The 25,210-nt window shown below is 50.6% G+C and carries 18 protein-coding genes and 1 tRNA gene; 12 read left to right on the top strand and 7 right to left on the bottom strand.

All coding sequences use genetic code 11. From position 1 onward, the window contains the following. Nucleotides 1–225: 225 nt before the first annotated feature. Nucleotides 226–3,465 (bottom strand): efflux RND transporter permease subunit, encoded by a 3,240-nt coding sequence (locus tag H6624_05265; GenBank protein ID MCB9083728.1) that lies wholly within the window; start codon nucleotides 3,463–3,465, stop codon nucleotides 226–228. Beyond that, nucleotides 3,462–4,907, bottom strand: a complete 1,446-nt coding sequence (locus H6624_05260; protein ID MCB9083727.1) for a TolC family protein — start codon at nucleotides 4,905–4,907, stop codon at nucleotides 3,462–3,464. The genes H6624_05265 and H6624_05260 overlap by 4 nt, the downstream gene beginning before the upstream one ends. A 248-nt stretch (nucleotides 4,908–5,155) precedes the next feature. Between H6624_05260 and H6624_05255 the strand changes: the two genes are divergently transcribed. From H6624_05255 to H6624_05220, 8 genes are all read left to right on the top strand, one after another. Further along, the gene (locus H6624_05255) at nucleotides 5,156–6,451 is read left to right on the top strand and encodes a hypothetical protein (GenBank protein MCB9083726.1); all 1,296 of its coding nucleotides are present in this window, start codon (nucleotides 5,156–5,158) and stop codon (nucleotides 6,449–6,451) included. Further along, complete coding sequence (gene trkA, locus H6624_05250; GenBank protein MCB9083725.1) at nucleotides 6,451–7,797, top strand: Trk system potassium transporter TrkA; 1,347 nt, start codon at nucleotides 6,451–6,453, stop codon at nucleotides 7,795–7,797. Before H6624_05255 ends, trkA begins: the two co-directional genes overlap by 1 nt. A gap of 10 nt (nucleotides 7,798–7,807) precedes the next feature. After that, on the top strand, nucleotides 7,808–9,253 hold the full coding sequence (locus tag H6624_05245; GenBank protein ID MCB9083724.1) for a TrkH family potassium uptake protein: 1,446 nt from the start codon (nucleotides 7,808–7,810) through the stop codon (nucleotides 9,251–9,253). 9 nt (nucleotides 9,254–9,262) lie between these two features. Then, on the top strand, nucleotides 9,263–13,453 hold the full coding sequence (locus H6624_05240; GenBank protein ID MCB9083723.1) for a cation:proton antiporter: 4,191 nt from the start codon (nucleotides 9,263–9,265) through the stop codon (nucleotides 13,451–13,453). A gap of 8 nt (nucleotides 13,454–13,461) precedes the next feature. Continuing rightward, nucleotides 13,462–14,235, top strand: coding sequence for a mechanosensitive ion channel (locus H6624_05235; GenBank protein ID MCB9083722.1), 774 nt, complete (start codon nucleotides 13,462–13,464; stop codon nucleotides 14,233–14,235). 131 nt (nucleotides 14,236–14,366) lie between these two features. Then, on the top strand, nucleotides 14,367–14,717 hold the full coding sequence (locus tag H6624_05230; protein ID MCB9083721.1) for a hypothetical protein: 351 nt from the start codon (nucleotides 14,367–14,369) through the stop codon (nucleotides 14,715–14,717). A gap of 192 nt (nucleotides 14,718–14,909) precedes the next feature. After that, nucleotides 14,910–15,413, top strand: coding sequence for a hypothetical protein (locus H6624_05225; protein MCB9083720.1), 504 nt, complete (start codon nucleotides 14,910–14,912; stop codon nucleotides 15,411–15,413). A gap of 64 nt (nucleotides 15,414–15,477) precedes the next feature. Beyond that, nucleotides 15,478–17,118, top strand: a complete 1,641-nt coding sequence (locus tag H6624_05220; GenBank protein MCB9083719.1) for a hypothetical protein — start codon at nucleotides 15,478–15,480, stop codon at nucleotides 17,116–17,118. A gap of 6 nt (nucleotides 17,119–17,124) precedes the next feature. Here H6624_05220 and H6624_05215 read toward each other — a convergent pair whose 3' ends face one another. Together H6624_05215 and H6624_05210 are read right to left on the bottom strand one after the other, a co-directional pair. Further along, nucleotides 17,125–18,153, bottom strand: coding sequence for an Ig-like domain-containing protein (locus H6624_05215; GenBank protein ID MCB9083718.1), 1,029 nt, complete (start codon nucleotides 18,151–18,153; stop codon nucleotides 17,125–17,127). A 134-nt stretch (nucleotides 18,154–18,287) separates the two neighbouring features. Further along, nucleotides 18,288–18,902, bottom strand: a complete 615-nt coding sequence (locus H6624_05210; GenBank protein ID MCB9083717.1) for a hypothetical protein — start codon at nucleotides 18,900–18,902, stop codon at nucleotides 18,288–18,290. Between the two features lie 83 nt (nucleotides 18,903–18,985). Here H6624_05210 and H6624_05205 point away from each other — a divergent pair, with 83 nt between their 5' ends. Next, a complete protein-coding gene (locus H6624_05205; protein ID MCB9083716.1) occupies nucleotides 18,986–19,363 on the top strand; it encodes a hypothetical protein in 378 nt (125 codons plus the stop codon). A 68-nt stretch (nucleotides 19,364–19,431) separates the two neighbouring features. Here the strand turns inward: H6624_05205 and H6624_05200 are convergent, their stop codons facing one another. Then, nucleotides 19,432–20,088: a hypothetical protein gene (locus H6624_05200; protein MCB9083715.1), complete on the bottom strand. Its 657-nt coding sequence runs from the start codon at nucleotides 20,086–20,088 to the stop codon at nucleotides 19,432–19,434. 79 nt (nucleotides 20,089–20,167) lie between these two features. Beyond that, nucleotides 20,168–20,959 carry an SDR family oxidoreductase gene (locus H6624_05195; protein MCB9083714.1) on the bottom strand — a complete coding sequence of 264 codons (792 nt, stop codon included), beginning with the start codon at nucleotides 20,957–20,959 and terminating at the stop codon, nucleotides 20,168–20,170. A 62-nt stretch (nucleotides 20,960–21,021) separates the two neighbouring features. On the opposite strand from H6624_05195, the gene H6624_05190 reads away from it, so the two are divergent. Together H6624_05190 and H6624_05185 are read left to right on the top strand one after the other, a co-directional pair. Then, a complete protein-coding gene (locus H6624_05190) occupies nucleotides 21,022–22,209 on the top strand; it encodes a glycosyltransferase (protein ID MCB9083713.1) in 1,188 nt (395 codons plus the stop codon). Between the two features lie 284 nt (nucleotides 22,210–22,493). After that, the gene (locus H6624_05185; protein MCB9083712.1) at nucleotides 22,494–23,099 is read left to right on the top strand and encodes a hypothetical protein; all 606 of its coding nucleotides are present in this window, start codon (nucleotides 22,494–22,496) and stop codon (nucleotides 23,097–23,099) included. 30 nt (nucleotides 23,100–23,129) lie between these two features. Here the strand turns inward: H6624_05185 and H6624_05180 are convergent. Further along, nucleotides 23,130–23,206, bottom strand: a tRNA-Met gene (locus H6624_05180). 210 nt (nucleotides 23,207–23,416) lie between these two features. On the opposite strand from H6624_05180, the gene H6624_05175 reads away from it, so the two are divergent. Continuing rightward, complete coding sequence (locus H6624_05175) at nucleotides 23,417–25,186, top strand: FHA domain-containing protein (GenBank protein MCB9083711.1); 1,770 nt, start codon at nucleotides 23,417–23,419, stop codon at nucleotides 25,184–25,186. The last annotated feature ends 24 nt before the right edge of the window (nucleotides 25,187–25,210 follow it).

Here is a 25,210-nt window from a genome sequence, read left to right as displayed (position 1 = left end):
CCCTCCTTGGCAGAAAAATCGTAATCGAATTTTTGGGGACGTCGCGAAGAAAATCTTGTGTTGAGAAAGTGATATTGTGATCAATTTGAAAGACTGAATAGTCCCAATTTATTCAATGACGCAGTCATTTGTGCGAAAGCGAATTGGATTTGATTTGGCCGAATAATCTCATCCTAGGTCCTGGTTCCAGTTTGGCGCCGCTGAGTAGCCAGCGCCAGGATTCGGCTAGAGATCTGGATGTTGGTTGTTGGCGGGGTCTTCCCAGTTGTGTTCTTTCATTGCAACCAGTTCAGGCGACTCGATGAGAGACGGTTGTGTGAGGTCCTCACTCATTGAGGGAATTGTCTTTGCTACTGCGGATCTCCCTTTTTGCCAATTCCAAATTCTATCCAATAGTTTGAGCACATCCCCACGAATCTCTAGGAGTGCTGGAAGAATGAACAAGGTGAGGAGGGTGGAAAAGCTCAAACCCCATCCCATAGAAAAAGCCAGGGGTTGGGTAAATCCAGATTCTCCGCCAAAGGAGTAGGCCATGGGGAAGACGCCACCGAGAGTGGTGATGGTGGTGAGAAGAATCGCGCGAAACCGAGACGAAGCGCCGTTGATGATATGCTCTCGGTCTAAGGTCTTTCCGGCTTTTGCCGCCAGGTGATTCATGTGGTTGACCATTATGAGTGAGTCATTCACTGAGACTCCCACAGTCCCTACCAAACCAATTATCGCCATCAGACCCAAAGGCAAATCGTGCAGATAGAGAGCCCATATGATGCCAATCAAGCCAAAGGGAATTGGCAGGCCCACCAACAAGGGTTGAGTCAGACTGCCCAATATCAAAGCCAGGATCAATAGTACGGCACTCACAGCAACAGCTGCAACCTTAAGAGCCCAGGCACGATTTTTGGCTTCCTCCTCGTTGGTATCGACGACAGAAATATCATAGGTGGGGAACGTCTGTTGCACCGATTCAATCGCAGACCTGATGTTGCCCTTTGCAGTCGTGGAATTTGTCTTTTGCGGATCAAACTTAAAATCCACCTTAAGCTCTCTTCGACCATCCAAATGTTGGATTCTATTGAGGGTCGTCTTTTGTTTCCACTGTCCCAAAAAACGCAAGGGAACATCAATGCCACGAGGTGTGACCACGGACAAATGGCTCAACTCCTCAAATCTTGGCGGTCTGTCGCGGAGGCTTTGGGTGTAAATGTACACCCGTTCCCCCGAAATGCGCGTTTCAATCAGTTCATCAGGGACAAACAGGCCGCGCAGCTGGTTGGCAAGTTCTGTCGGGCTCAGGTTGTGCTGGAGAAGGGATTTGGGATCAGCCATAAATTGCCATGACGTGCGGTAGCGATCGGGATCTTCTACCACTTCCTTGATTCCTTCCACCTTTAGGGCCGCTGCAGCGAGAGACTTTTCAATTTCATGGAAGTCCACCTCTTCGCCGCCGCGAATCTGCACGGTGACCATTGAGCTTTTGTCTTTGTCTAGGTTTTCCCTGCTCGCCTTTGAGTAGATCTTTTCAAACTGTCCTGACTCTTTGAACGGAGCCAGGAGCTTTTCGGTGTGTTCCTGAACCTTGTCTCTCAGTCGAGTCGGGTAGTCGGTGTTTTTGTCCAGATAGAGGTCGAAGCGTGCAAATCGGTAGCCCTCCTGCATGCGACCGTCCATCCACACACTACCGATTCGCGAATAGACTGTCTCGACCTCGCTCTTGGGAAGTTTGAGTAGTGTTTCCTGAAGCGGAGCCAGTTGCTTCATTGAGTCATCCAGGGAGGTGCTTTGATTGAGGGCCGCAAAAACTGTGACCCGCTCAAGATTGATCTGCAGGTTAAAGTCATGGCGTAATTTCTTTGCCGCCCAGTAACCACTGGCACCAAACAGAACAAGGAGGACGAGAATGATGGGGTAGCGCCCTTTAAGGGTCCAGCGCAAAAGAGACTCGTAACCCCGGCGAATACGATTGAACCAAGAGTCCTCTGATTGCTTGGGCGCAGACTTGACGAAGTGGGCGAGGTGATTGGGCAGAATAAAAAAGCTTTCCATCCAACTGAACACCAGAGAGACAATGATCACCAGGGGGACGGCAAACAGTACTGTTGAGATCTCACTTTTGATGAGGAGCATGGGTGCAAAGGCCACGATAGTGGTGAGAACAGTTCCTGTCACCGGAACAAGCAGATCCCTTGCCGCACGGTAAGCCGCCTCGCGAGGAGGAAGACCCTCCTGCAAATTCTCCACATAGCGTTCGCTGACGATGATGGCGTCATCAACAAGAATTCCGATGACCAAGATCATGCCGATAATGGAAATCAAATCAATCGCCACGCCCATTTGCTGAAGAACCACTAGGGTGCCCAGGTAGGCAACTGGAAGTCCCAATACCGTCATGATTGAGGTGCGCCAGTTGAGCAAGAGAACCAAAATCAAAATGACCAAAGCCAGGCCGAGGAGACCATTGCGGTTGAGGACCTGGATCTGCTTTTCAATAAAGGCCGGCCCATCAGCAAAGACGGTGGCTACTAGGGGAGTTGGCAGAGTTTTGTTGTAATCGGCCACAACCCTAAGAACCTGCCCCTTGAGGTCGATGGTATCCGAATGAGTGTCCTTTAGAATTCGTAGGGTGACGGTGGGCTCACCATTGTATTGGACAATACGATCCCGATCTGCAAGTCGGTAATGGACTTTGGCAATTTGTCGCAAAGTAACGGCATCGCCACGCAGGTTGGAGGTGATGGGGAGGTTTTTGAGGTCCTCAAGCGAAGTGTCAGCCTTGGCCAGTTCCACGGAAAAGCGGGATTCGTTGTCGGTGACCTGGCCAATCGGGGTGAGTCTCAGTGACTCAAGCACTGCGCGCCGGGCCTGAGTCGCCGAAATATCATAACTTTTGAGTCTTTCGGGAAAAAACTCGATGTAAACGTCCCTGGCCCGGGCATGAACCTCAGTTCTTACCACGCCACGGATTTGTCCGAGTTTTTCCTCTAGTTTCTTGATGTAGAGCCGATGGTCGGTGTTGTCCTCTTCAAAATTCTCCAAGGCGAGAACAAACAGGAAGACCTCGTTAACCCTGACCCGTTCGACTTTAATGTGACGGATGGACTGAGGCAGGCGCACTCTTTGGGCTTCGATGCGTGAGCGAACGGTTTCCGTGGCTTCAGTCATTTTATTGAAGCTGGCATCATAAAAAAGATTAATTTCTGCGCTACCTGGAGAGCTTTTTGACTCCACTTTTTCCAGGCCGGGCAAGCCTTTGAGAGACTCCTCCAATGGGAAGACGACAAATTTCTCCATTTCCTCGGGTGTTGCTCCCGGCAGTGAGATGTGGGCTTGGATCATCTGGAACTCAAAGGGGGGTATGAGGTCCCTCTTCATGGATGTGAGAGTGATGGCCCCAGCTAGACAGATAAAGCCTGCGATCAAATTCACAACAAAGGAACGGTCAATAAAGTACTTAATTATCCGGCTCATACCCCACCTTCCAAACACAAGGCCTGAGTCCGGTGACTCAGGAATTGCCATCGGGACCAGGCTTCCCACATCTGCGAACGCAGTCGATGTCTGGCGATGCGCTCGTTGAGAAGAGTGTCCTGATAGCGAATAAAATCATTGAACTCCAGTTTGCCGACGCGCAGCAAGCGAAAGGCTTCCTTGAGTTGCTGATCATAAAGTTTGATTTTGCGCTCACTTAGATTCAGTTGCTCGGATTTGGTGGCGCGATTGATCCGCTGTTGTTGAAGGTCCTCTTTCCACATGCGTTCGGCAGCTGCCTGGCGGGCGAGTGCTGCCCTCTTTTCAGCTCGCTTCCTTTCGATCTCGGCTGAGAGGTTGGTGTCTCCAAGGGGGATGGTCCACTGGAGGCCAACTTTGTAGAAGTTTTCGTCGTAATCCAATAGGTCAGCTCCGGATTCCACTCGACCTTCCATCTGTCCGGCCTGTAGTAGAAGGTTCAGTTGGGACTTGGCCAGATCTTCGGCTTTGGCGATGGCCTTTTCCCCGGCGGTAACTTCCTTGAGGCTGGCAAGCGCTTGGGGGTGACTGGACCACTGTGGGTCCTCAGAGGGAAGAGCCTGTAAGAGGGAACTCGGGTCCGTCAGCACCAAGGCGGACAAGGCCTTTTCATTGTAGGATGCGAGAACCGTAAGAGACTGACTGAGCTCCTGGTCAGCTTGGAGCTTCAGTCCTTGAATGCGCAAAAAGTCAGCTTGTGCCGCCATGTAGTCAATGGGTCTGACGAGTCTTTTCTGGTAAGCGGATTTAGCGATCTGAAGAGCCTTTTCTGCTGAATTCAAAATGAGGGCATGGTCTCGCTCCGCCTCTTGAGCTGCGTAGGCCGTAAAGTAAAGATTTAATCCCTTCTCGCAAGCGACTAATTTGGATGCAGCAATAGAAGCCTGTTCGCCTTCATAGGAATCGAGGGCCCGATCCCTCTCCAAACGCCATTGACGGCCGAAGGCATTCTGCCAAAGTGGTTGATTGAGGGTGAGAGTGTATTGTCGATCAATGCCACCGAGGGTGGGGTTGGTTCTTTCCATGTAGCCCTGGGCTTTAAATTCCAGCTCAGTTCCTGAGGGGAAAGATTGCACCAGGCGTCCCGTGACCTCGGAGCTTTGATCATCGTAGGTAGATTTGCCGGCGCTAGAGGAGAACGTCTGATCCTTCCAGTTGGCTGTTGGCGAGACTGACAGTCGGCTGGTATAGAGGTCATCGGCTCCCAACCAGATTTGACGGCTCACCTCAAGCCGGCTTTGAGCCTGAACAAGATCCTCGTCAGCAGCCAGGAATTGGCTCAAGAATTCTTTTGCTGTCCATTGCTTTGCGGAATCTGTTGTTTGTTCTTGAGTTGCTTCTGCTTGAATCGCCAACGTTGTAATCACAACTGCCAGCATTCTCGTCATCATCCTCACTGTCACCCTTCGACCTCCTGAGACCGGAAGAATCTAGGTTCAAAGCTGGGGATTAGCCAGAGATAGGCGAACTTTGTAAAGAATATTGCTTCTCAAGGGGCTTCCACAAAGAAGCCTATTGGGACGATGCATAATTTATAGAAAACAAAGAGTTAGGATGATGTTCATGGACTGGCCTGGTTTGACACCAGTCTTTGGGCTTGAAACAATTAAGCGTAAATTTTGGCTGGCTCTGCGAAAGGATTTTCAGCGCGATGGTCAACACCACAGTGGCCCTGCTCCTCTTGGTTGTATTTAGTTTTCTCATTAGTGCGACACTTAAAAAAACCAAGTCCAACCTGATCTCGGTCTCGGGATTATTGTACATTCTTTTGGGTGCGGTTATTGGCCCCAAAGTAGGATTTCATCTCATCAATGTCGAAACATTGTCGCAATTTCAGCCTTTTTTAAGTCTATTGATTGGCTTGGTGGGTTTTGTTCTAGGATTGCATATTCGCGACACCCTGAAGTCGCGGGAAGTTTTCTGGGCCGGGGTTTCAGCTTCTTTGGTCGTCCTTTTGGTGGTTTCCGTCCTGATGGGTGCAATGACTTTGTTCATTCTCTCAAGTGAGGTGGGCCATGGCGTGGTTTTGTGGAGCTTCGAGTGGGTATGGCCATGGCAGGAGGTCAGCAGATTTGAATTTTGCGATACCCATTTGTGGATTGCCCTGACCTTAGGGGCCGGGGCGGCTTCGGCCTCGACCATCTTGCTGAACAATGCCCAAAGCCTCTATCGCAACAGTGGACCGGTGACGGAGAGGTTGCAGTTACTGGCCCGAGTCTTCCAGATGGTGGCGGTGTTGGTCTTTGGATTTGCCCTTTCCTCTTCCCGCGCAGTGGAAACTGCGGGCAGCATGGGAATTACGGTTTCAGAGTGGGCATTGACAGCAATTGCCGCCGGAGTGTCCTGTGGATTTTTGTTTTCTTTGTTTATCGGACGGGAATCTCAAGAGGATCGCCTCTACCTGGCGTCCTTCGGTGGTGTGGTGTTTGCCAGTGGTGTGGGCACAGCACTTGGGATTTCCCCTTTGTTTGTGAATTTTATTTTTGGCGCAACACTGGGGCTGGCCTCTCAATATGCGGTGGATATTCGACCGGCACTTGATCGGATTGCCGAACCAATTTTTGTGATGTTGTTGATATTTGCCGGAGCCCACTGGGAACCTGTAAGTGGGCTAGAATGGGTGTTCCCATCGGCCTACTTCGCCATTCGCTATTGGGCGATGAAGCAAGTCACGCCTTCAATCTTTCGGCAACTGGCGGGAACCCATGGGGAGAGGGGGCCCAATTTAGGTGCTGGCCTGATGGGTCAGGATTTGATGGCAATTGCCATCGGCTTGAGTTTTTTGGAGCGATTTCCCGCGGGGGGGAATCTCGTTTTGTCGGCAGTCTTAGGAGGAGTGCTCCTCAATCAGCTTTTGGGCTATGTGGAGTTGAGGCGCCTGCTTTTGGATGCCGGCGAAATCCAGGTAAAGATTGATTTACCTGCTCAAACGGAAGGGGATTCCTGATGAGAGTCGTGGTTGTCGGTGCAGGTGATGTGGGAACTTTTTTAGCGGCTAACTTCAGTGCAGCAGGCAATGAAGTGACAGTGATTGACCAATCACCCGAGGCTCTAAAGCGAGTTGAGGAAAATCTGGATGTCATGACTCTCTGTGGGAATGCCACCTTCCGGCCGGTACTCAAGAAAGCGAGGATCGAGAATTGTGATTTGTTTGTGTCCGTGACAGGCATTGATGAGGTCAATATGGTGAGTGCCTCTTTGGCACGCGAGGTGGCAGTTAAAAAATCTGTGGCGCGTGTTGATGCCCCCGCTTTTTATCTCAACCCCCGTGGAGTAGACCGAAACGTCCTGGGTGTCTCAGCAATTTTGTGTGCTTCTCGCCTGGTGAGCAGCGAGCTGATTCGTCGAGTTCGTCAGCTGGACTGCGAGTTCGTGGGCAATTTCGCCTTAAATTCTATCAACATCGGGGTGGCTGAAGTGGCGGATGGATTTCGCCACTTGGATAAACCTCCGAGTGAGATCGAGCTTGGGAAGCAAACCAGAATTGCCGGTGTCCTGCGGGAAAACACATTTCGCCGGGTCGAAGAAATCAGCCGGGTTTATGAAGGCGACAGGCTTCTCGTGTGCGGGTCTGCCGAATCCTTTGGCGTGGCCTTACGCCGACTGAGTGACCGCTTTGGTGGCAAGCGGACTGTGATCATTGGCGGTGGGGATGTTGGATTTCAATTGGCCCAGGGTCTTCAGGCCGAATGTGGCAAGATGATGGTCATCGATGTTAATCGCTCCCGCTGCCAGCGAATTTCTGAAGAGTTGGAAAGCGTCACCGTTGTTCATGGCGATGGAACCAATATTTCCATGCTTCACGATGAGCATGTGGAGGCAGCCAATTGTCTGCTTGCTGTGACTCGTGCCGACGAGGTGAATTTGATGAGTTCTCTATTGGGAAAGGAGTTGGGTGTTGCTGCTACATTTGCTCTGGTTCACCGCCCCGGCTATGCCCAGGTGTACGATCGCCTCGGCGTCACCGGGACCGCGAGTTCCCATGAGTTGGTGGGTAAACACATCCACATGCTGACCACCCCCGACTGGATTGTACAACGCAAATCTCTGCCTTCGTGCCATCACGAGATTGCCGAGGTCCATATTCCGGAAAGTTGGCATGGAGGAGAGGTTCGTCTTGGAGATTTGAGTTGGCCCTCTGACTGCCACCTTCTTGCTGTTTCTCGCCACGAAGAATTCGCGCCATTAGAACCAGCATTGCGGTTGGCTCCCGACAGTCATTTGCTATTTGCGGTGGATTCCGCAAAGATCAATGAACTCAGTCGCACTCTAAAACGGGTTCTAGGATCTTAGGAGTGAGAAGTTGAATCTAAGAGTCGTTTGTTTATATGTGTCTTCTTTGTTGATGCTATTGGCTTTGTTTTTGGTGGCCCCTCTTGCAGTGGCCGTCATTGACAACAATGGTGATGGTGTTTTTGCCTACGGTATGACCGCAGTGCTGGTTGTGATCGTGGCTTTGGTGTTGAGAAAGGTAGGAGGCAGGGCAAAGGCGGAGATCCACCGCAAAGATGCCTTTGGCGTAGTGGCTTTTATTTGGATTGCCCTGGGCTTTTTTGGTGGATTGCCTTTTTATTTGGAGGGCGCCATCCCCTCCCTTTCCAGCTCCATCTTTGAGGCAGTCTCTGGCTTTACTACGACTGGCGCGACGGTTGTGGCAGATGTGGATGGCTTGAGTCGGTCGACAAATCTGTGGAGGTGTTTGTCTCACTGGATTGGCGGCATGGGGATTGTCGTGCTGTTTGTGGCCGTATTTCCTCAAATGGGAGTCGGGGCCAAACAGTTGTTTCGCACGGAGGCTCCAGGCCCCGTGTCAGAGGATTTGAAGCCACGTATTCGGCAAACAGCTTTGCGGTTATGGTGGATTTACGCCGGGTTAACCAGTATTTGTCTTGTCCTTCTTCATTTGGCTGGAATGAATCTTTTTGAGAGTTTTTGTCATGCCTTTTCGATTTTATCGACGGGTGGGTTTTCCACGCGTGGGGCAAGTATTGGGGCTTTTAGAAGTCCGGTTATTGATTGGATCTCTATTGTGTTCATGCTGCTGGGAGGTCTTAACTTTGGTCTTTACTATGGTCTCATCAAAGGACAGCTAAGATCCTTTTGGCGTAATTACGAATTGCGATTTTTCCTTGGGATCAATCTGCTGGTGGGTGGAGTGATCACCCTTTTGACCTTAGACCGCCATGGCGGTTTTTTTGAGTCTCTCCGTTACAGTTTGTTTCAGACTGTCGCTGTTACTACGACCACTGGATTGATGACCGAAGACTTCGATGCCTACCCAAATTTGGCTAGGTTCCTGCTGTTTGTGTGTATGTTTATTGGGGCAAGTGCCGGATCAACAGCTGGTGGACTGAAGGCCTCCCGGGTCTTTGTCATGTATCGGGCAGTTCTTCACGAACTTCGCTCAGTGCTTCATCCTCAAGCAGTTTTTTCGTTCCGCCTAGGGGGAGCAACAATTCCGGGCTATGTGGTTAATGGCATTTTATTGTTTTTTTGCGCTTACTTTCTGCTCTTTGCGTTTGGGTCAATCTTAATGGTTTTTTTGGGATTGGACCTGATGACGGCCATGAGTTCGGTTGTGGCTTGCTTATCGAGTGTAGGTCCCGGACTCTCCGGTGTCGGGCCACTGCAGAACTATGAGTTTATCCCTGCCTTGGGCAAGATGGCCTTAAGTTTTTTGATGATTGCGGGACGTCTGGAGATATTTGTTTTGTTTGCCGTGTTTTATCCGGAGTGTTGGCGGCGTTAGGAGTAATTGGTGTTTAGACAAGTCGTGGTACTTGGAATTCTTCTCGCGGCAATGATTGCCTTGAAGACCTTGGGAGTGGCGCAAACGGGAGGGGTACCCTTGTTTTTGGCCAGTGTTGGCTTTGTGCTCCTGGCGGCCTATTCGGCCTCTGAAATTGCCGGCCGGTTTAAATTGCCGAAGGTGACGGGTTACATTTTGGCAGGTGTCATTTTGGGCCCTGGAGTGATGAATGTCCTCAGTACATCAGTCGTTGAGGATATTAAGATGTTTAGCACCCTGGCTTTGGGGCTCATTGCCTTGAATGCTGGGTTGGAGTTGCGTTTTGAATCTTTGCGTCAGGTTTCTAAGACTCTGCTGGCGACCATTGGCTTTAAGATCATCACTCTGGCATTACTGGTGGGCGGTGGCTTTTTCCTTGTACAGCGGCAGTTTCAAATCATTGCCACTGGCAGTGCTATGGCGGATTTGGCCTTGGCAATGATCTTTGCGGCTCTCTCCATTGGCACGTCTCCCGCAATTGCTTTGGCGGTTACCAACGAGGCTCAGTCCAAGGGGCGAATGACCGATTTGGTCTTGGGCATGGCAGTAGCCAAAGATTTGATAGTGGTGTTGGTGTTGGCCTTTGTATTGGCGATGGCGGGAGTGCTTACTGATGATGATGGAGGTCAAACCGCGAGTCATGCCTCGGTTGTGGTGCATCTTTTGATTGAACTCGGCCTATCTCTGCTTGCTGGCGGAGTATTGGGTGGACTGCTGATGCTTTATTTGCATTTTGTTCGCCGAGAGATGCTGCTGTTTGTGGCAGCAACCATTCTTGGTGTGGCCGAGCTGAGTGCTGCCTTCAAGCTGGAATTACTTTTAGTGTTTATTATTGCAGGCATGGTGGTGGGGAACTTTTCCAAGTGGGAGGGTGAGCTTCATCGACCTTTGGAAAAAATCAGCCTTCCTGTATTTATCGTGTTTTTTACCAATGCCGGAGCCGCCTTGGATTTGAGTGGGGTTAAAAGTGTGGGGCTCTTGGCTCTGCTGCTGTTTGCTCTGCGGGCAATTTCCTACTATTTTTCATCCCGGTGGGGATCGAAGTTGGGTGGCGAGAATTCCAAAGTTACAGAAAGTTCATGGTTGGCCTATCTGCCTCAGGCGGGGGTGACTCTGGGCCTCGTCGGAGTGGCGGCCCATGAGTTGCCCGCTCTGGCAGGCCCCATTGAATTGGTTGGAATGGGCATGGTGGCATTGAATCTGTTAGTGGGCCCGGTGACGCTGAGACAAGCCCTTCAGGCGACGATACCCCGGGTCGCCACTGAGGATCAATCTGCCCACGGGGAAAGGACAGAGCTGGCCCCAATTGAAGTCTCAGATTTGCACCCTTCCCTCGATTTAAGGGATGTGCATGATGAGGAGGTTCGCACAAGAGCAAAGGATTTGTTCGCGCAATTGGAACAGGGTTTTGAGGACCTAATGGGAGCGCGTTTTCAGCCTTTGGTTTCTGGCGTGATCGAAGATCTTCAGAGTCATATTGGCAGCAAAGGAGTATTTAATGATGAGATTTTGGATGCCATGGAGGAGCAGACCTTTCGTTTGAGACAAAGGGCAAAAGCGGTATTATCTCTCTATCAGAAGCAAGACGGTTTGCTCCTGCAACAGTCCTCGGTAGTGACGGTTCCCTTCCGAGAGGAGCATTTTCGCTGGCAGACGGGAGACAGTTGGTCCATTCGAATCAAAAAGATGGGATTGCGGTTCAAACTGTTTTTGAACCCTAAGCATCGACCTCTGCGCCGTGAGGTTCCCCTCCAATCCATTGTCCGCTATCACCTGTGTCCGGCATTGTCTCAGTTTAGTTGGACCTTTTCTAACAATTGGATTCGTGCGGTATATCTGATCACCGAGGAGGTTCGTCGTGGCTTGGTAGCAGGCAATGTGGAGGAGAAGGAGATCTGGACAAAATGTCAGGAGTTGTTAAAGGGGAGCCTGGACCTGGCGCAGTCGGATTTTCGTTTTATGCTTTCAAAGGCAGGTCGGGGGTTGAGCTGGTCACTAAATAATGTGGGCAGTCCATTTTTGAGAAGTGATGAGGTGAGGTTTTCCCTGGCTGAACCAGAGGTCAGTCGTTATCTCCACGGTGCCGAAGCAGACGTGAAACTTTGGGAAGAAAAGTTTCTCTTTGTTAATAATACTCTACGAGCTCACCTGATGACGGGCTATATCCAGAAAGTTGTGGACGAGATTATCGAGGGCCGATGTCTACAACCATTGGAAGGTGCACGGGAAATGGTCCATCACGTCTGTGGGGAATTAAAGGGACATTTGGCTGAAGTCAAAAAACGTCTTGCCACAATCACTCCCGAAACTCAGGTTGATGTCAAAGCTATGGAAAACAATATCCGCGCCGTGGGAGCGGACTGCTTGCGGAAGCTGAGATTCAGATCTCTTTCCCTCGGTAGCAATCGACTTCTCAATCGCGATTTGACCCATGCCATCCGTGAGCGCCTGCCGGTCCATCAGCGAGAGCTCGAGATTTTGACTGAGGATTCCATTGGTCGAGATGTCTATAGGCCTCAGGAATTGGATGTCATCAGTATCAATCTGGACAACAACTTCCACGAGTCGGTTTTGATTGAAGTCCTGCCTCTCATTGAGTCACGAATGGAAAGGGTCTTTGGATTTAATGAGTCCTTGGCAGTGGAGTGTGAGGACGCTCTTAATGTTCTTGAATACTCCTTGGAGTCAACACACGGAAGTGCAGCCGAAGAGTTTGCGGAGGCCAAATCCAATGCTGAAGGTGCGGTGGCCAGGGCCATTGATAAGATTTCGGATTTGGAGAACGACTTTCTGAAGCAACTGTCTCAAACCGAGGAGGATGTTCACCAGTTTATAGGTGAGGCCAATACGGAACTTTGGAAAGGCCTCCATCGTGCTGGCGTTGTTGATTCGGCCACCACGCGGATTCGCGGGGTTCAGGGGTGGCTAGCGCAAAAGTGGGAAGTCCGCAAAAGGGTGATCGGGGAAAAAACAAGGCGGGTGGGCAAAGATCTGCGAAGGAGTCTTAAGGTACTGGAGGGCCATCAAGCAGCCACCGCCTTAAGGGAGAGGATTCATGAGGGTCGTCTGGATGCCCAAGTTGTGAGAAGTTATCTCGAAGATCATTATCTCGCCCAAACCAGAGAAGAGTTGCCGCGGCTTTACCAGAGGCTTTTTTCTTTGGACCCTCTACAGGATCGGAGATTCTTTTCGGCCCACCGGGAGGCCTTAGATGTGGTCTTGGGGCAAGGGCGACAACAAAACATTGGACGCAGACTCTTGGTGACGGCGGAGCCCGGAATGGGGCGAACCTCACTGCTGAACATCTGTCAGTTGGAATTCCCTAATGCGCGGATCGTCCGCTTAGAGCAGGATGTTTATCACACCACAACCCGAATTCTCCCTGCGCTGGGGGCGGAGCTGGGAACTGACGCCTCAATCAACAACCTTCTGCGTGAGTTACGCCGGCAAAACATGGTTGTGATGATCGACAATCTGGATAACTGGCTTCAGCCCTCCGGCTATGAGGGCATGGAGCGATTTTGCGATCTTGTTGTCCGGGCCCCTGAGAATGTGAGTTGGATCGCCACGATTCGTGACCCCAATTACGGACTCTTTCAAGATGCCTTTGATTTGCGTTCGGTCTTCACCGAAGTGGTTCGACTCAAACCTTTAGATGGTGAATGCTTGAGACGAGTGATTTATGATCGGCACAAATTAAGTGGCTTGGAGCTTGAATTTGCCAGCTCCCTCGGCCTGGATCGGATTAAGCAAATTTGGAAGACTGGGGATGAACATTTGTTCTTTAGCACTCTTAAGAGTCGCAGCCATGGCAACCTGCGCTTGGCCTTGGCTCTGTGGGTCCATAGCCTGGAGGGAGTTTCCGGCGATCGATTGCAAATTTCGCTACATAAATCCATGGTTGAAGGCTTTGGATTTTTGGACGCCTTTAGTGAAGGCTCTTTGATTCTCCTCAAGGAGCTCTATCGCTATGGCCCAAGGACAATTGGTCAATTACGGGAATCCCTGATCTGGGATGTCCGCATCTTGCGCCGTGAGTTGAATTCCCTTGAGGCTACTGGCTTGGTGGCACGTTGTGATCGGGATGGGCGCATATATCAGATTCCTCCAGATTTGACTTTTTCCATTGGTACTCACTTTCAGGACACCCACTGGGTATAGGGGGAAAATTGGAAGATAAATCCTATCTGCTCGAAGAGATTGATCGTTCACTGGCCTGGTTTTCTTGGTATGGATTGGCCGCTCTGTTTTGGATTATTGCTGTGGGCTTTGCCGTGTTCTTCACTGTACAGGCCCTCTTGCGTCACCTGGAAAGGACGGGGTGGTCGCGACGACTTCACGTGCCCACCCTGCGCGTGGTTTTTAACCTCATCTTTCCCTTGTTTTTTGTCATTAACGCCACCTTTTTCATGGCCCGTAGGAGTGTGCTTTTCGAATTGGCGGGTCTCGTGGCATTGGTTGCCATGCTCATCGTCCTACTGGTGGAATTCAGTCGCGGACTCATGCCGGCTGTGGCCATGTTGGTGACGGCCGGCCTGGGAGAGGGGGATTGGATACAGATCGGTGGTTCTAAGGGTCGTCTGCAGAGAGTTGGCCTGTTCCGCTGTCAACTGCAGAATTCTGAGGGGGAGTCTTACTTTGTACCCACACGCACCATCAGTCGCCTAGGACTCAAAAAACTAGCTAAGGGAATGATTCATCCGTTGGACTTTCATGTGTCGCTGGGGGATCGGTCGCCATCCCCGGATTTTGTCATGCGTTTGGAGAAGCATCTTTACTTTTCGCCCTATAGGGCAAAGACAGGCAAAATTAGGGTGAGCATGGATGAGAACAAAAATGTGTTGATCTCTATGGAACTCCTCTCCCAACTTCATTCGGATCAAGCGGAGGCTTATGCCAGGAAAATGCTTGATGCCAGCCTCCAGGAAGACTTAAGAGTCTGATTTCTCTCGATTTCGGCACGAAACCTGCTTTTTAGGCTTCCTGTGCCCTTGAATGGGGTTTAGACGGTCTAAAGGCGTGAAAAAGTGCCCCTTTTGGTCCTTGTGTGCCTGAAAAACGTCGGGAGAGTGATGTGAGAACCTTAGCCATGATGTTTATTGCGCTTCTCTGTTTTCCTGCTGGGGCGTCCGCCAGCAGTAGTGAAATCGCCAGCGAAGTGGATAGTCTACTTTTGGAAGTGGATGAAGAGCAACGAGTTGGACAGGCTCTTAAAGTGGAGGTCCGATACCAGTCTCCTGCCTGGAGGATTAAGAGGCAGGGTGAGGGACTCAAACTCCTAGGTATGTCCCCCGGAGTGGTGAAAGAACTCCATGCCCTCAATCGTGAGGCGGAGTATCGTTGTTACGCCGAGGGTACCTTTAAGTCTCAGGGCATACAGTTGGAACGTCTGCGCAACTGCCGATCCATCTGGAAAAACAACTAGACGGCTCCTAGGGTTGCCGATCTTTTTGACACTTCGTCAATGTCTTAACGTGAGACAAGAAATCAAACGCTTTCGAAGGGCTTAGACAAGCTTCGGTGTCGATCTATTCTCTATTGGGCCCAAAAGTGGCACATCCGTTGCTCACATAGAGCTTAGAATAACCCCGATGGTTGGGGTTGGTTGGGTGGAGCAATGAGAGAAAAGATCAGGGACAAGATGTTCAGACTTTATATTTTTGGGATCAGCTTTGTTGTCACTTTTGCCGTCGGTTTCCTTTTCACCAATGCGGGTGATGTGGGCATCGTAGAAAGTGGCAGTCGCTTGGTGGTGTCGTGGCTGGGATCGGAGAGCGTGTTTTCTGGCGTATCCGAAACAGGTCCTGTCTGCGATAACGAGGCCGGGGCATGGGTGGTGTTATTCGATTTGGAAGGTCGTGAGTCTGGTGACACGGCAGAAATGGAAATCACCAAAGTGGATACCGGGGAGAAAATCGACCTGGGAATTCAGCGGCTACCGGCCACTATAGGCGACTGCGAAACTCCGGCTTCAGGTGGCCAGGTGAAAGTCTGTTTTGAGAGTGAATCGGGATATGAATACCGAATTGATGTTGATGCGGAAAAGAAGGTTAGCTTTATTCGCGAATTGGGCTGTGAGGGTTGGCCCCAGAAAGTGAGAGTTGCCAAATTAGATCAATAGAAAGTGATTCGGGGTTGTTGTCGTTTTAAGGACAGCGAGCGGTTGTCTTAATTATGGGTGGGGGATGAGTCCAAAGAAGTGCTCAATTATTATAATCCAGGTCTTGCCAGCATTGGCTCTGGCGGGTCTCTTTGGTTGCTCCGATGTGAGGCTTTTCCAAAAGGAGTCCTTTATCGCGGCATCCGAGGACGGATTGGTGTGTACGCAAACGCCCAATTACCTTGAGAATCTGAATCGAGTGATCTTTATTACCGACATGTCTCAGAGTATGGAAGGTGTGGACCCCCACAACGCCACGACGGGCACCACTCGTCGGGTCGCAGGCCTGCGCAAGCTTGTCGACGAATACAAGGATGACGACAATTTCACGATTACATTAGGCGCTCTTCATCAGGATGTTTTTGGTTTTCTTCCGGATGCGAGCACCAATCCGCCCACGCTCCCTCAGCTGAGAACCGCCTGTCAGTTTCTCAAGTCTCGGGTGGACACCGATTACAATCAGCTACAAAAGGCCATGAACCAGATGGACACCCTGAGTAATCCTCATCTGGGGAACTCGCCCTTTAAAGCTATCTTAGAAAACACCAAGCGCTGTATCGAAGACGATTTGGCCACCAATACTTCAGGCCGCTACAGTGTGGTCATTGTCACTGATGGTGCGCCCACCGATGTGACACCCAAGGAGCTGAGCGATAAGGTAGTCGAATTGATCCACACGGGGAAGGTCAACCCAAAAGATCCTGTTGAGGCCAGTCGGGTGAATGTCTATTTTTATTTTATGGATAATTTCAACGGCAACCCAGACGGTGGTTTGATGATGCACAGAGCGGTGTTGGCAGCCCAGGCCGCAGGTGGCTTCGGCAGCCGCTCCATTGTGGCGGATGACACCGGGCCGGTTGATTACAATGCGGTGGGGATATTTGCCAATCGTAAATATGTCCTACGTCATTTTGCGGCTGTTAACATGAATGGAGCCATCTCATCATCAGGAGCCCTGGCCACCGACTCAGACAGTGATGGCCTGCCTGACGCCGAGGAGATTGCACTGGGACTGAATCCTTTGATTCATAGCACTCACAAGGATTGCTCTGACAAGATTTGGCTGAAAAACGGGGGGTTCTGTCCGGCCGCTTGTATTGAAGGTATGGCTTACCTGGATTCGGACCAGGACGGTTTAAGTGATTGCGACGATCTTTCATTGAGTACGGACCCCTACAACTTTGATCGAGATGGGGATTTGATTTTTGATGGCCTTGAGTTCCGCATTGGCTCTAACCCCTTGGATCCACGTGATGCCACGGCTGATATGGGCACCGATGGTTTAACCAGCTTTGAAGAGTCCATCCGCCATACTGGTGTGTTCATGAATGACCGGGAGGTGAAGCATGGACCGCTCATCGATGTGAGTGTTCAGGAAGCTCCCCCTCAAAATGGCCAACGCTGCTATCGGGTGTCCTTAAAGAATGTACCCTTGTTTCCAACCGGCGATCCGGGAGCAGAAACCATGTTGCCCCTTCGTCATGAAGCCGGCGGCAATGTCATCAAGCTGATGTTCTTTCAGGTCTTGGAAGACAACCCATCGGCCCCGCCGGTTCTCCTCTACGCCCACCGCACCCTGTATTATGAGGATTTCGACCAGGGCACAGGAAGCATTGGCAGCTTCCTCAGTCGGGACTTTCAGATCTTTAATCCTGACCATCCCTAAGGTGTCTTACTGCTTAGCCCCATTGATGATCCATGTGCTGAGTGCATTGAGCTGATCACTGGAGAGCTTTCCTGAGTTCTTCGGCATGGAACCATTTTGGCAAGTCGTATAGAGCTTACTGGCGCCCGGATTTCCAGATACAACACCGCCAGTACTGATGGTTTTCGCATAGGTGGAGTAGTCCACGCCTTTATAATGGGTACTTGCACTATGACAGGACAAGCACTTGGGGACGAGAATGTTTTGCGAAATCCAGGTGTAGGAGTCCTCGGCCACGGGTGGTGGTGGCGGCGGTGGGGGCGATGGAGTTGATGCCACATTATTGACCGTTACAGTGACGACAGTGGAGGTGGCAATATTCCCAGCCCCATCTTTGGCTTGAGCCGCAAGGGTGTGAGTGCCATTTGCCACCTTGGTTGTATCCCACGGCCAGCCAAAGGGCGGCTGGGTCAGCTCCAGTGCATTTAACACCTTGCCATTGAGAACGAGGGTGACTGATGTGACGCCGACGTTGTCCGTTGCCGAAACGTGAATAAACAAGGAGCCACTGACAGTCGCTTGGTCAAGGGGTGAAATGACTCGGACACTTGGGGCCTGATGGTCTTTGCTCGGGTCCATCAGCCCGGCCCAGTCCCGGATGGATCGTTCCAAATCGTTGTTCAGGCTCGTGTTCACCGATTGGTGACCACTTCCGATTTTACTGAGTACTGACGAGGTGGATGGATCCTGGAGGTTGACCAGGTTGTAGCTGATAACCGCATCGTGAGCAAAACGGATGTCGCTAACTGCAAACAGTGGGTGAACATAGGTGCCGTGGCAGGATCCGCAATTGGCTTTCAAAACCGGATAAAGAGTCGTTGAAAACGAAGTGACTGACAGAGACTGTTGTGTCCCTGGCGTCGCTTGTCCGAGCGAATTGGTATCTGTTCTGTCCCTTTCCGCTGCGTGAAAGGGCGAACAACTAAACGACAAGGCCCCACTCGTCAGGCACAGCACTGCCATAACGAGGTCTTGAACCCGTTTCCTTTCCCCCATAAAATTCTCCCACGTTCTGAACTGTGCAAGATTCAGCTCGCTCGAAACTGTCCAGTTTCTTCTCTGTCGTCGAGTCGCTTGTCACTGTAAAGTATCTATTCAACCACCTCATACGGGTGAGGTAGATAGGCGCCTTACCGCAGAAAGATAAAAATGGGGCCTGTGGTGGTCAGAGAAATAAGTCCTCGAGACTCGTTGGACAGTCCACGGCTATCGAGAGGGTGGAATTCAATTGGCAGATCGACAGGGAACTCCACTTCTCCTTGAATCTGCACCTGTACATGAGCAAGGCTCAAAAGGGAAAATACGCCTTCATGTTCCAATTGCCAGGTGCCCGAGGAAAACCCTAAAACCGACTGGTCCATGTGAGCGACTCGGCCTGACTGAGCCCCAAGAAAGCGGTGAATCTCGCCCAGGTTGAAAAGCTCATGATCCCTGTCGCCACCAAGGAAGCCCACCAGCTCCAATAAGCGCACAGTCAAAGGCAGACTTCGCAGCACAAACCCCAAATCGGAAACATCCTTGTCGGGGTAAAGAAGTACCTGTGGGATCTCATCCCAGGAGTCGCCATCGCCGATACTGATGCCAGGCTCGCGAAACCACCGGGCTCCGCCGTCCACATAGATGGTCGGTCCTGAGTTGGCTGGTGGTGACGCGCAGAGAGGCCCGACAAGAAAGGCATTTGGCCCAAGTTCAGCCAAAAACTGCGACCATAAATCGGCACCCATTTTAAAATCTGCATGACTCATAGCTCAGTTGTCCAATCGGGCGTTTTTCTTGCTCCCTCAGTCATGATATAGGTGGGGTATAGATGGAAGGCGAGGCAGGGTCAATGGATAAGCTAACAATGGTGGTCAGGGGAGATGGCGTGAGTGAGGCGTCGACTTTGGAAGTTCAAATTCATCGATACTCCTCAGCTGAGAGGCTGAAAAAGACTCTTAAATGGTTTGGGATTTTCCTTGGCATAGGATTGGTTTCAGCCCTCATTCCTGTGGTTCACTTCGTTGCGGTTCCAACGTTTGCTCTTTTGGCCCTAGGGTCCTTGGTATTTGTTCCTTTGAATAAGCAAAAAATTCTTTCCGCACGAGCCAAGTGCCCCTATTGCGGCAAGGATAGCAATTTGACCAGGGTTCAATTGACCGGGACCTTTCGCGATAGCTGCGAGCACTGCCGGCAACTGTTGTATGTGGAACCTCTGCGGTCATCATAGAGGGGCCAGATTTTTGACCATTCTGTTTTGGGTTTCTTTGGCCATTGGCAGTGCCATTCTTATAGAGGCTAGGCGGCCATCAAAACGTCTCCACTTGGGCATGGATTCATAAACCAGGGTTCGGGCATGGGTAGATTCATAAAACTGCTACGTATCGCGGACAGCTGATCACTCTCCTCATTGAGGCCAAGGGGGCCATATCCAAGGCGGCGGATCAGTCTTGCGGTTTCTTCGTCCAATTGGTCAAAAGTGCGCTTGCGGGCATGGGCTAATTTATTCCAGAGTCCGCGGGCAAGTCTTTCCGTTTTGCCGTCAATGGAGGCCCCTAGGGCAACAATGAGCAGGCGATTGGTGTCGCGAAAGATTCGTTCGGCTGCTTCAAGAGGAACAAGGATTTTGCGGTTTTCGGTGAAATAGTTGGGATCATACTTTGACTTCTCCAGTTGCTCCATTCGCCGCTGTTCTTGCTTGTCGATAATGTCGCGCAAAATGGTCTTGAGGCCAAAGTAGTAATGGTAGCGTTCTTCAACTGTGAAGTCCGGCCCGCGCAAGATACAGTTTGCCAATTCCTCGTTGAGGTTGGCGCTGAGGTCCCTCATGACCTTTGCTGTCGTCAAGGCGATCAGGGCCAACTCGGTATCCTCTAAGGAATCAAACCGTCGATCCAGCCATCGGCCAGCGCGGCGCACGCGGTGCCGCTTTATGGTGTCTTTAATGATCTTCAATTTTCCGCCATACCAAAAAACGAGATTACAAACCTACCACCTAGACCTATCGGCAGGTTGGTTCATTTAAGCAAGCGTCTCAATTCGATACTGACTTTCGCATCAGACGTTTTGCCACCCAGGCATTAAGGGAATAGGGGAAAAAACGGGGGAGCAATGTCATCAGGTAGTTCCGCCAGTCGGGGATGCAGATATATCCGCGCCTAAACAAAGAGTAGTATCCCTGTTGGGCCACCTGCTCAGCCGAAGCTCTGAGCCGGGGAGAAAAAAAGAACTTTGCTTCTTTACCAGTCTTCTCAAAGAAACTGGTTTCTGTAGGCCCGGGGCAGAGGCAACGAACGATCACGCCATGATCCTCTAGCTCTTTGGCAATCGATATAGAAAAGCTCTTTATAAAATGCTTGCTGGCAATGTAGGTAGCCATATAGGGAGCCAAAAGAAATCCTGCCGTCGAGCCGACATTGAGAATATAACCCCGTCCCATCTTCTTCATCTCCGCGCCAAACAGGGCGCTGAGCAAGGTGAGAGAAAGCACATTGAGCTGAATCATGTCTTTTGTGCTGGCAGGGCTGATATCCACATGTTCACCCATCTTGCCCATGCCGGCGTTATTCACAAGAACATCAATCGTTAGATTCATTTCTTGGCACTTTTTAAAGACCTCCAGGGCTGCGTTCGGCTCGGATAAATCTTGAGTTAAGATTTCGACCCGACTGGGGTCAGAAAAACCAGCCCGGACCTGGCGGAGCTTTTGTGGATTTCGGCTGACAAGCACAAGAGGGTGCCCTTGCTCGTAAAACACCTTTGCCAACTCCAGGCCAATTCCTGATGTTGCTCCGGTAATAAGGACTGTGAGGTTGCCTTTGTTCATGACTAAAACTACTATCACATCAGGCCAGGGTTTGAAGACGGTTTTTTTTCAGTGGGGCAATCATGTCTGTTGTCATTCTCATGCTCTCCTTATCGGCCATCCTGATGTGGATTGTGTATCATCGACTGGTTGACAGCCAGGTGAAGGGTATTCCTCTTTTGCGCGACGTGGATGTGGTGCAGAGGTCTGAGTGGCCTTTGGTGAGTGTGGTGATCACCGCCAAAGATGAAGAAAAGAACATCCATAAGTCGCTTTCAAATACCCTCAGTCTCAATTACCCCAATCTTGAGTTTATCGTCGTCAATGATCGGTCCACTGATCAAACTCAGGAGATCATTGACCAGTGGCAATCCCGGGATTCTCGGCTTCATTCCGTCCAGGTGAAGGAACTTCCATCTGGTTGGGTGGGCAAAGTACATGCCCTGCAAAAGGGGCTTGAGCACGCGCGGGGAGAGTGGGTTTTGTTTTGCGATGCTGATGTCAAACTGAATACTCACACTTTGGAGAAGGCCGTTTCTTATTGTGAGCAAGAGAGTGGGCAGCACCTGGGAGTGATGTTTGACAACCCAGCCTGTCTTCGCTCGTTTTGGCTCTCAGTAATGACACTCGGCTACGGAGCCCTGGCCGTAAACCTTTTGCGCACGCGGAAGATCGATTCGCCTGATGAGAAGTACTTTTTTGGATCTGGAGCTTTCAATCTGGTGAAAAAATCGGTATTGGATCAAGCCAAGGACTTGAGTTGGCTGCGACTTGAGCTGGTGGATGACATGGGGCTCGGGATGATGGTCAAGCTCTATGGAGGAAAGAGCCTGATTCTAAAGGGGGTCGACGAGATTGGCATCGTTTGGTACGGGACAGCCCGTGACATGATGAAGGGATTGGAGAAGAATGTCTTCGGCTTTGTGGGAGGATTTAGTCTCCTTAGGGTATTGGCAATGGCAAGTATCTGCCTGTTCGTTGTGTTCTTTCCCCTGATCGGCAGCTTGTATTTTTCGAGTTTTGCAGGTGTGGCTGCATGGGTGAGCGTCTATTTTGTTTTACCTGGCCTCATTACGATGATTCACAATGAAGACTTCAATCTCCATCCTTTAGCGGTTTTCTTTTTCCCCTTGGCTCACCTGTCAGCACTATTTGTGTTAGTCCGTTCCGCCTTCATTGTGCTCAAAAACCAAGGGGTCTCCTGGAAGGACACCTATTACCCCTTGAGTGACCTTCGCCAGCACCAACGAGCAAAAACGCGTTTAATGTGAAACATGGTTACCTTGGCAGGTTGTCAATAAATCCAGCAACTTAGGGGCCTCGGCAAGTGGCCATTGCTTCGACCTCGGTGGGATCAGGTCGATCGGGAAGTCTCAGTTGTGGCATTGGGATTGCAATTTAGTTGCAAGTGCACCTCAAAGACGGTTTTTCACTCTTATCTCTTCTCTTTCTTGCTGTCCAAGGCTTGGTCATATGTTTCCCAGCTTTTGGATCAGATACCTGTATTGATCCTAACGCACATCTCATTGATATCTTTAATTCAAGACAGGGCTCAATGGTTTCACAAACGAAATTGGAAGGAACGAGGATTGTCGTTAAAGGCAAGATTCAGCCTTCAATTGCAGACGACATACTAGAGCTCCTAGACTCCGCTGTTGGAACCAACATTCAGGTGATTGAAATAGACAGCACAGGTGGAAGGCTAGATAGTGTTGACCATGCGATGAAACTTATTCGTGATCGACAATTGACTGTCATGGCTAACAATGTCTGTGCCTCGGCGTGTACAAATCTGTTTATCGCCGGTTCACATCGTGTTGCTTATGAAGACACGATTTTTATGGTTCATCGCCCGCGATTCGAGGATGAGCAGTTCAACGATGGATTTACGAGAGTCTTCTTGGAGCCTTTCCTTGAGAAATATGACTACCCAACGGAGTTGTTTAATCGATCCGTGAACTGTCGAAACGATTTTTACTATTCAGCTCATGACTTCATGAAGATGGGCATTGTCGATGAGATTGTTTCTCGTCCAAGCCCGGTCTTTTCAGGCAAAGGGCCGCTGAGTTGTCCGCAGTTGAAGATGCTCATTCGACGCCAATATCCAAGTCTTTCAGAATCCGATATCGATCTGAAAATAGAATCGCATTGTAGTCTCTAGTCTAGAGACTCTCAGGTTAAATTTGAAAATTGGTTGCGGGGAGAGGATTTGAACCTCTGACCTTCGGGTTATGAGCCCGACGAGCTACCAGGCTGCTCCACCCCGCGCCAGGAAAACTTGCGAGAAACAAACGTTCAGATTGCAAGAGTGGACCAGGTGTACCCCTGGTCCCGACCTCAGTCAAGGGATGCTTTCCACAAGATCAAAAACATGGCGCGTCAAATCCATGGAAAAACCCATGAATTCCCAGGCTATAGAGGGCCTCGTTCCTCATCCTTTGGGCAATAAAGGCCGATAAGGGATTGGGCTGGAGTGAGATGAAAGCATTTATTGTCCATCAGGGCAGCAAGAAAAAGCTGCGAATCAAAAAAGAGTTCGTTATCGGCCGTATGGACGGTGACAGAACTTATCCGAACGACGGTCGGATGAGTCGCTCCCACTGCATTCTACGCTTTGATGGAGAGTTATTAACAGTCGAGGATTTGGGATCAAAGAACGGAACACAAATCGCCGAAATGAACATTACCCCGCGAACTCCAGTGGAATTGGTGGAAGGGGATGTGCTCACCGTTGGCGATCAGAATTTTGAAATCCTGTTTAAAGGCAAAGCTAAAGAAGTAAACAAAGCCGCGGGTGAAGAGGGAGATGCTACAGAAATCCTGGAAGCAGCTCCTGGGGAGGAGTACGCCTCACAACATGACTCCTCCTTAGATATGACGGAGCCACCGACGATTAAAGCACCTGATTTGAATTTTGGACCTCAGGCCGATGATCTGTCTCGAACCGAGGTAGTCCCGGAAAGCATGGATCGCACCGTTGTTGATAGCAGCCCCAGCATTGCGTTTGGCAAGACGGGGAATTGTGAATTTGTTAATCATCCTGACCTTCCCAAGCCGGACGACGAAGTGAGTCTGAACTCTTCACCGTCAAGCGCCCTTCCTGGAGATCAGCCCAAACATGGAAAATCTCGTGGGTTGGATCCGATGAATGAATCGACATTCGACCCTCTTTCATTTGAACAAGAGGAAGTTGAAGGTCTTCCTGAGCCAGAAAAGAGCCGTGAACTCAGCGAATCCCTTAAGTCCATGAAGCCGCAAAAGGCTGCCTCTCGAGAGGCCAAACCAGCAGCCCGCAGGGCCGACCCCGGGGATTTGGATGAGGAGGAGAGGAGTAGCACCACCAATTTCCTATCCAATATTCTTCGCGGGTTTAAGAAAGAGGAGAAGTCAGGCTCGGTAAAGAAAATGCAGAACAGCGAAAAAAAGATGGAGCAAAGTCGGATCAACATTCCGAGCCCGAAAAAGAGCTCCTCGCCGAGCAGTGAAGAAGTGGTTTTTGCGCGTTTAGAAAAGCCCAGCATTTTCCGCACGATTCTTATGCTGCTGCTGTTTTTAGCCGTGGGCCCCATGTATCTCATTGCCGACCCGATTAAGTCCAAGATGTTGCAAAGCCTCAGTGATCCAGTGGAAATCGTCCTTTGGGTCCTTGCTCTCATAGTACCTCCCTTTCTCATCGGAATTCCCATTCAGACGGTGCGTATGCGTACGGGATGGACCAAGGGGACAAAGTCCTTTTACCTGACTGCGGTCACCTTCGCGGCCATTCTCTTTGTACAAATGGTTGCAACTCAAGCAATTGAAACGGAGACGGGGTTTGATAAGAAATATTTTTCGGCCAAGGTGAAGGCCTTGTGCATCGATGCCTATAAACCTGATCTTTGTGCGCAAGTGGTCTTTCAGTGTCCGGATTGTCTTCTCGATTTTAGTTTCAAAGATCGCAAGGAATTCCTCGAGTCCATTTACCCGACGGTTGAGGCTCTAACCCTAAATGATGAGGGGGCGGCTAAGGAACCACGTACTCCCGCATCAAAAAAGTCTCAGGAGCCGGTAAAACAAAAGCCAAAGCCTCCGCCATTTGCCAAGCCTGTCAAGAAGGCCCCTCCTCCAGTGCCGCCTGAGCCCACGTCGACGGCGAGAGAGCCCTCTAGTGAGGACCCGGTGCCGCCGCCACCGATGCCCGATCCTCTTCCGGTGAAAGAGGGTGAGTATCCTCCCCCGACCATTTTGCCCGAAAAGGAGCAAAAATAAATTGGGGTCCCGGGCTCTGGCAAA

The sequence above is a fragment of the Pseudobdellovibrionaceae bacterium genome (assembly GCA_020635075.1).
In the GTDB taxonomy this organism is placed as follows: Bacteria; Bdellovibrionota; Bdellovibrionia; order Bdellovibrionales; family UBA1609; genus JADZEO01.
The sequence above is the reverse complement of the archived record's forward strand: the minus strand, read 5'-3'. Positions and strand labels throughout refer to the sequence as shown.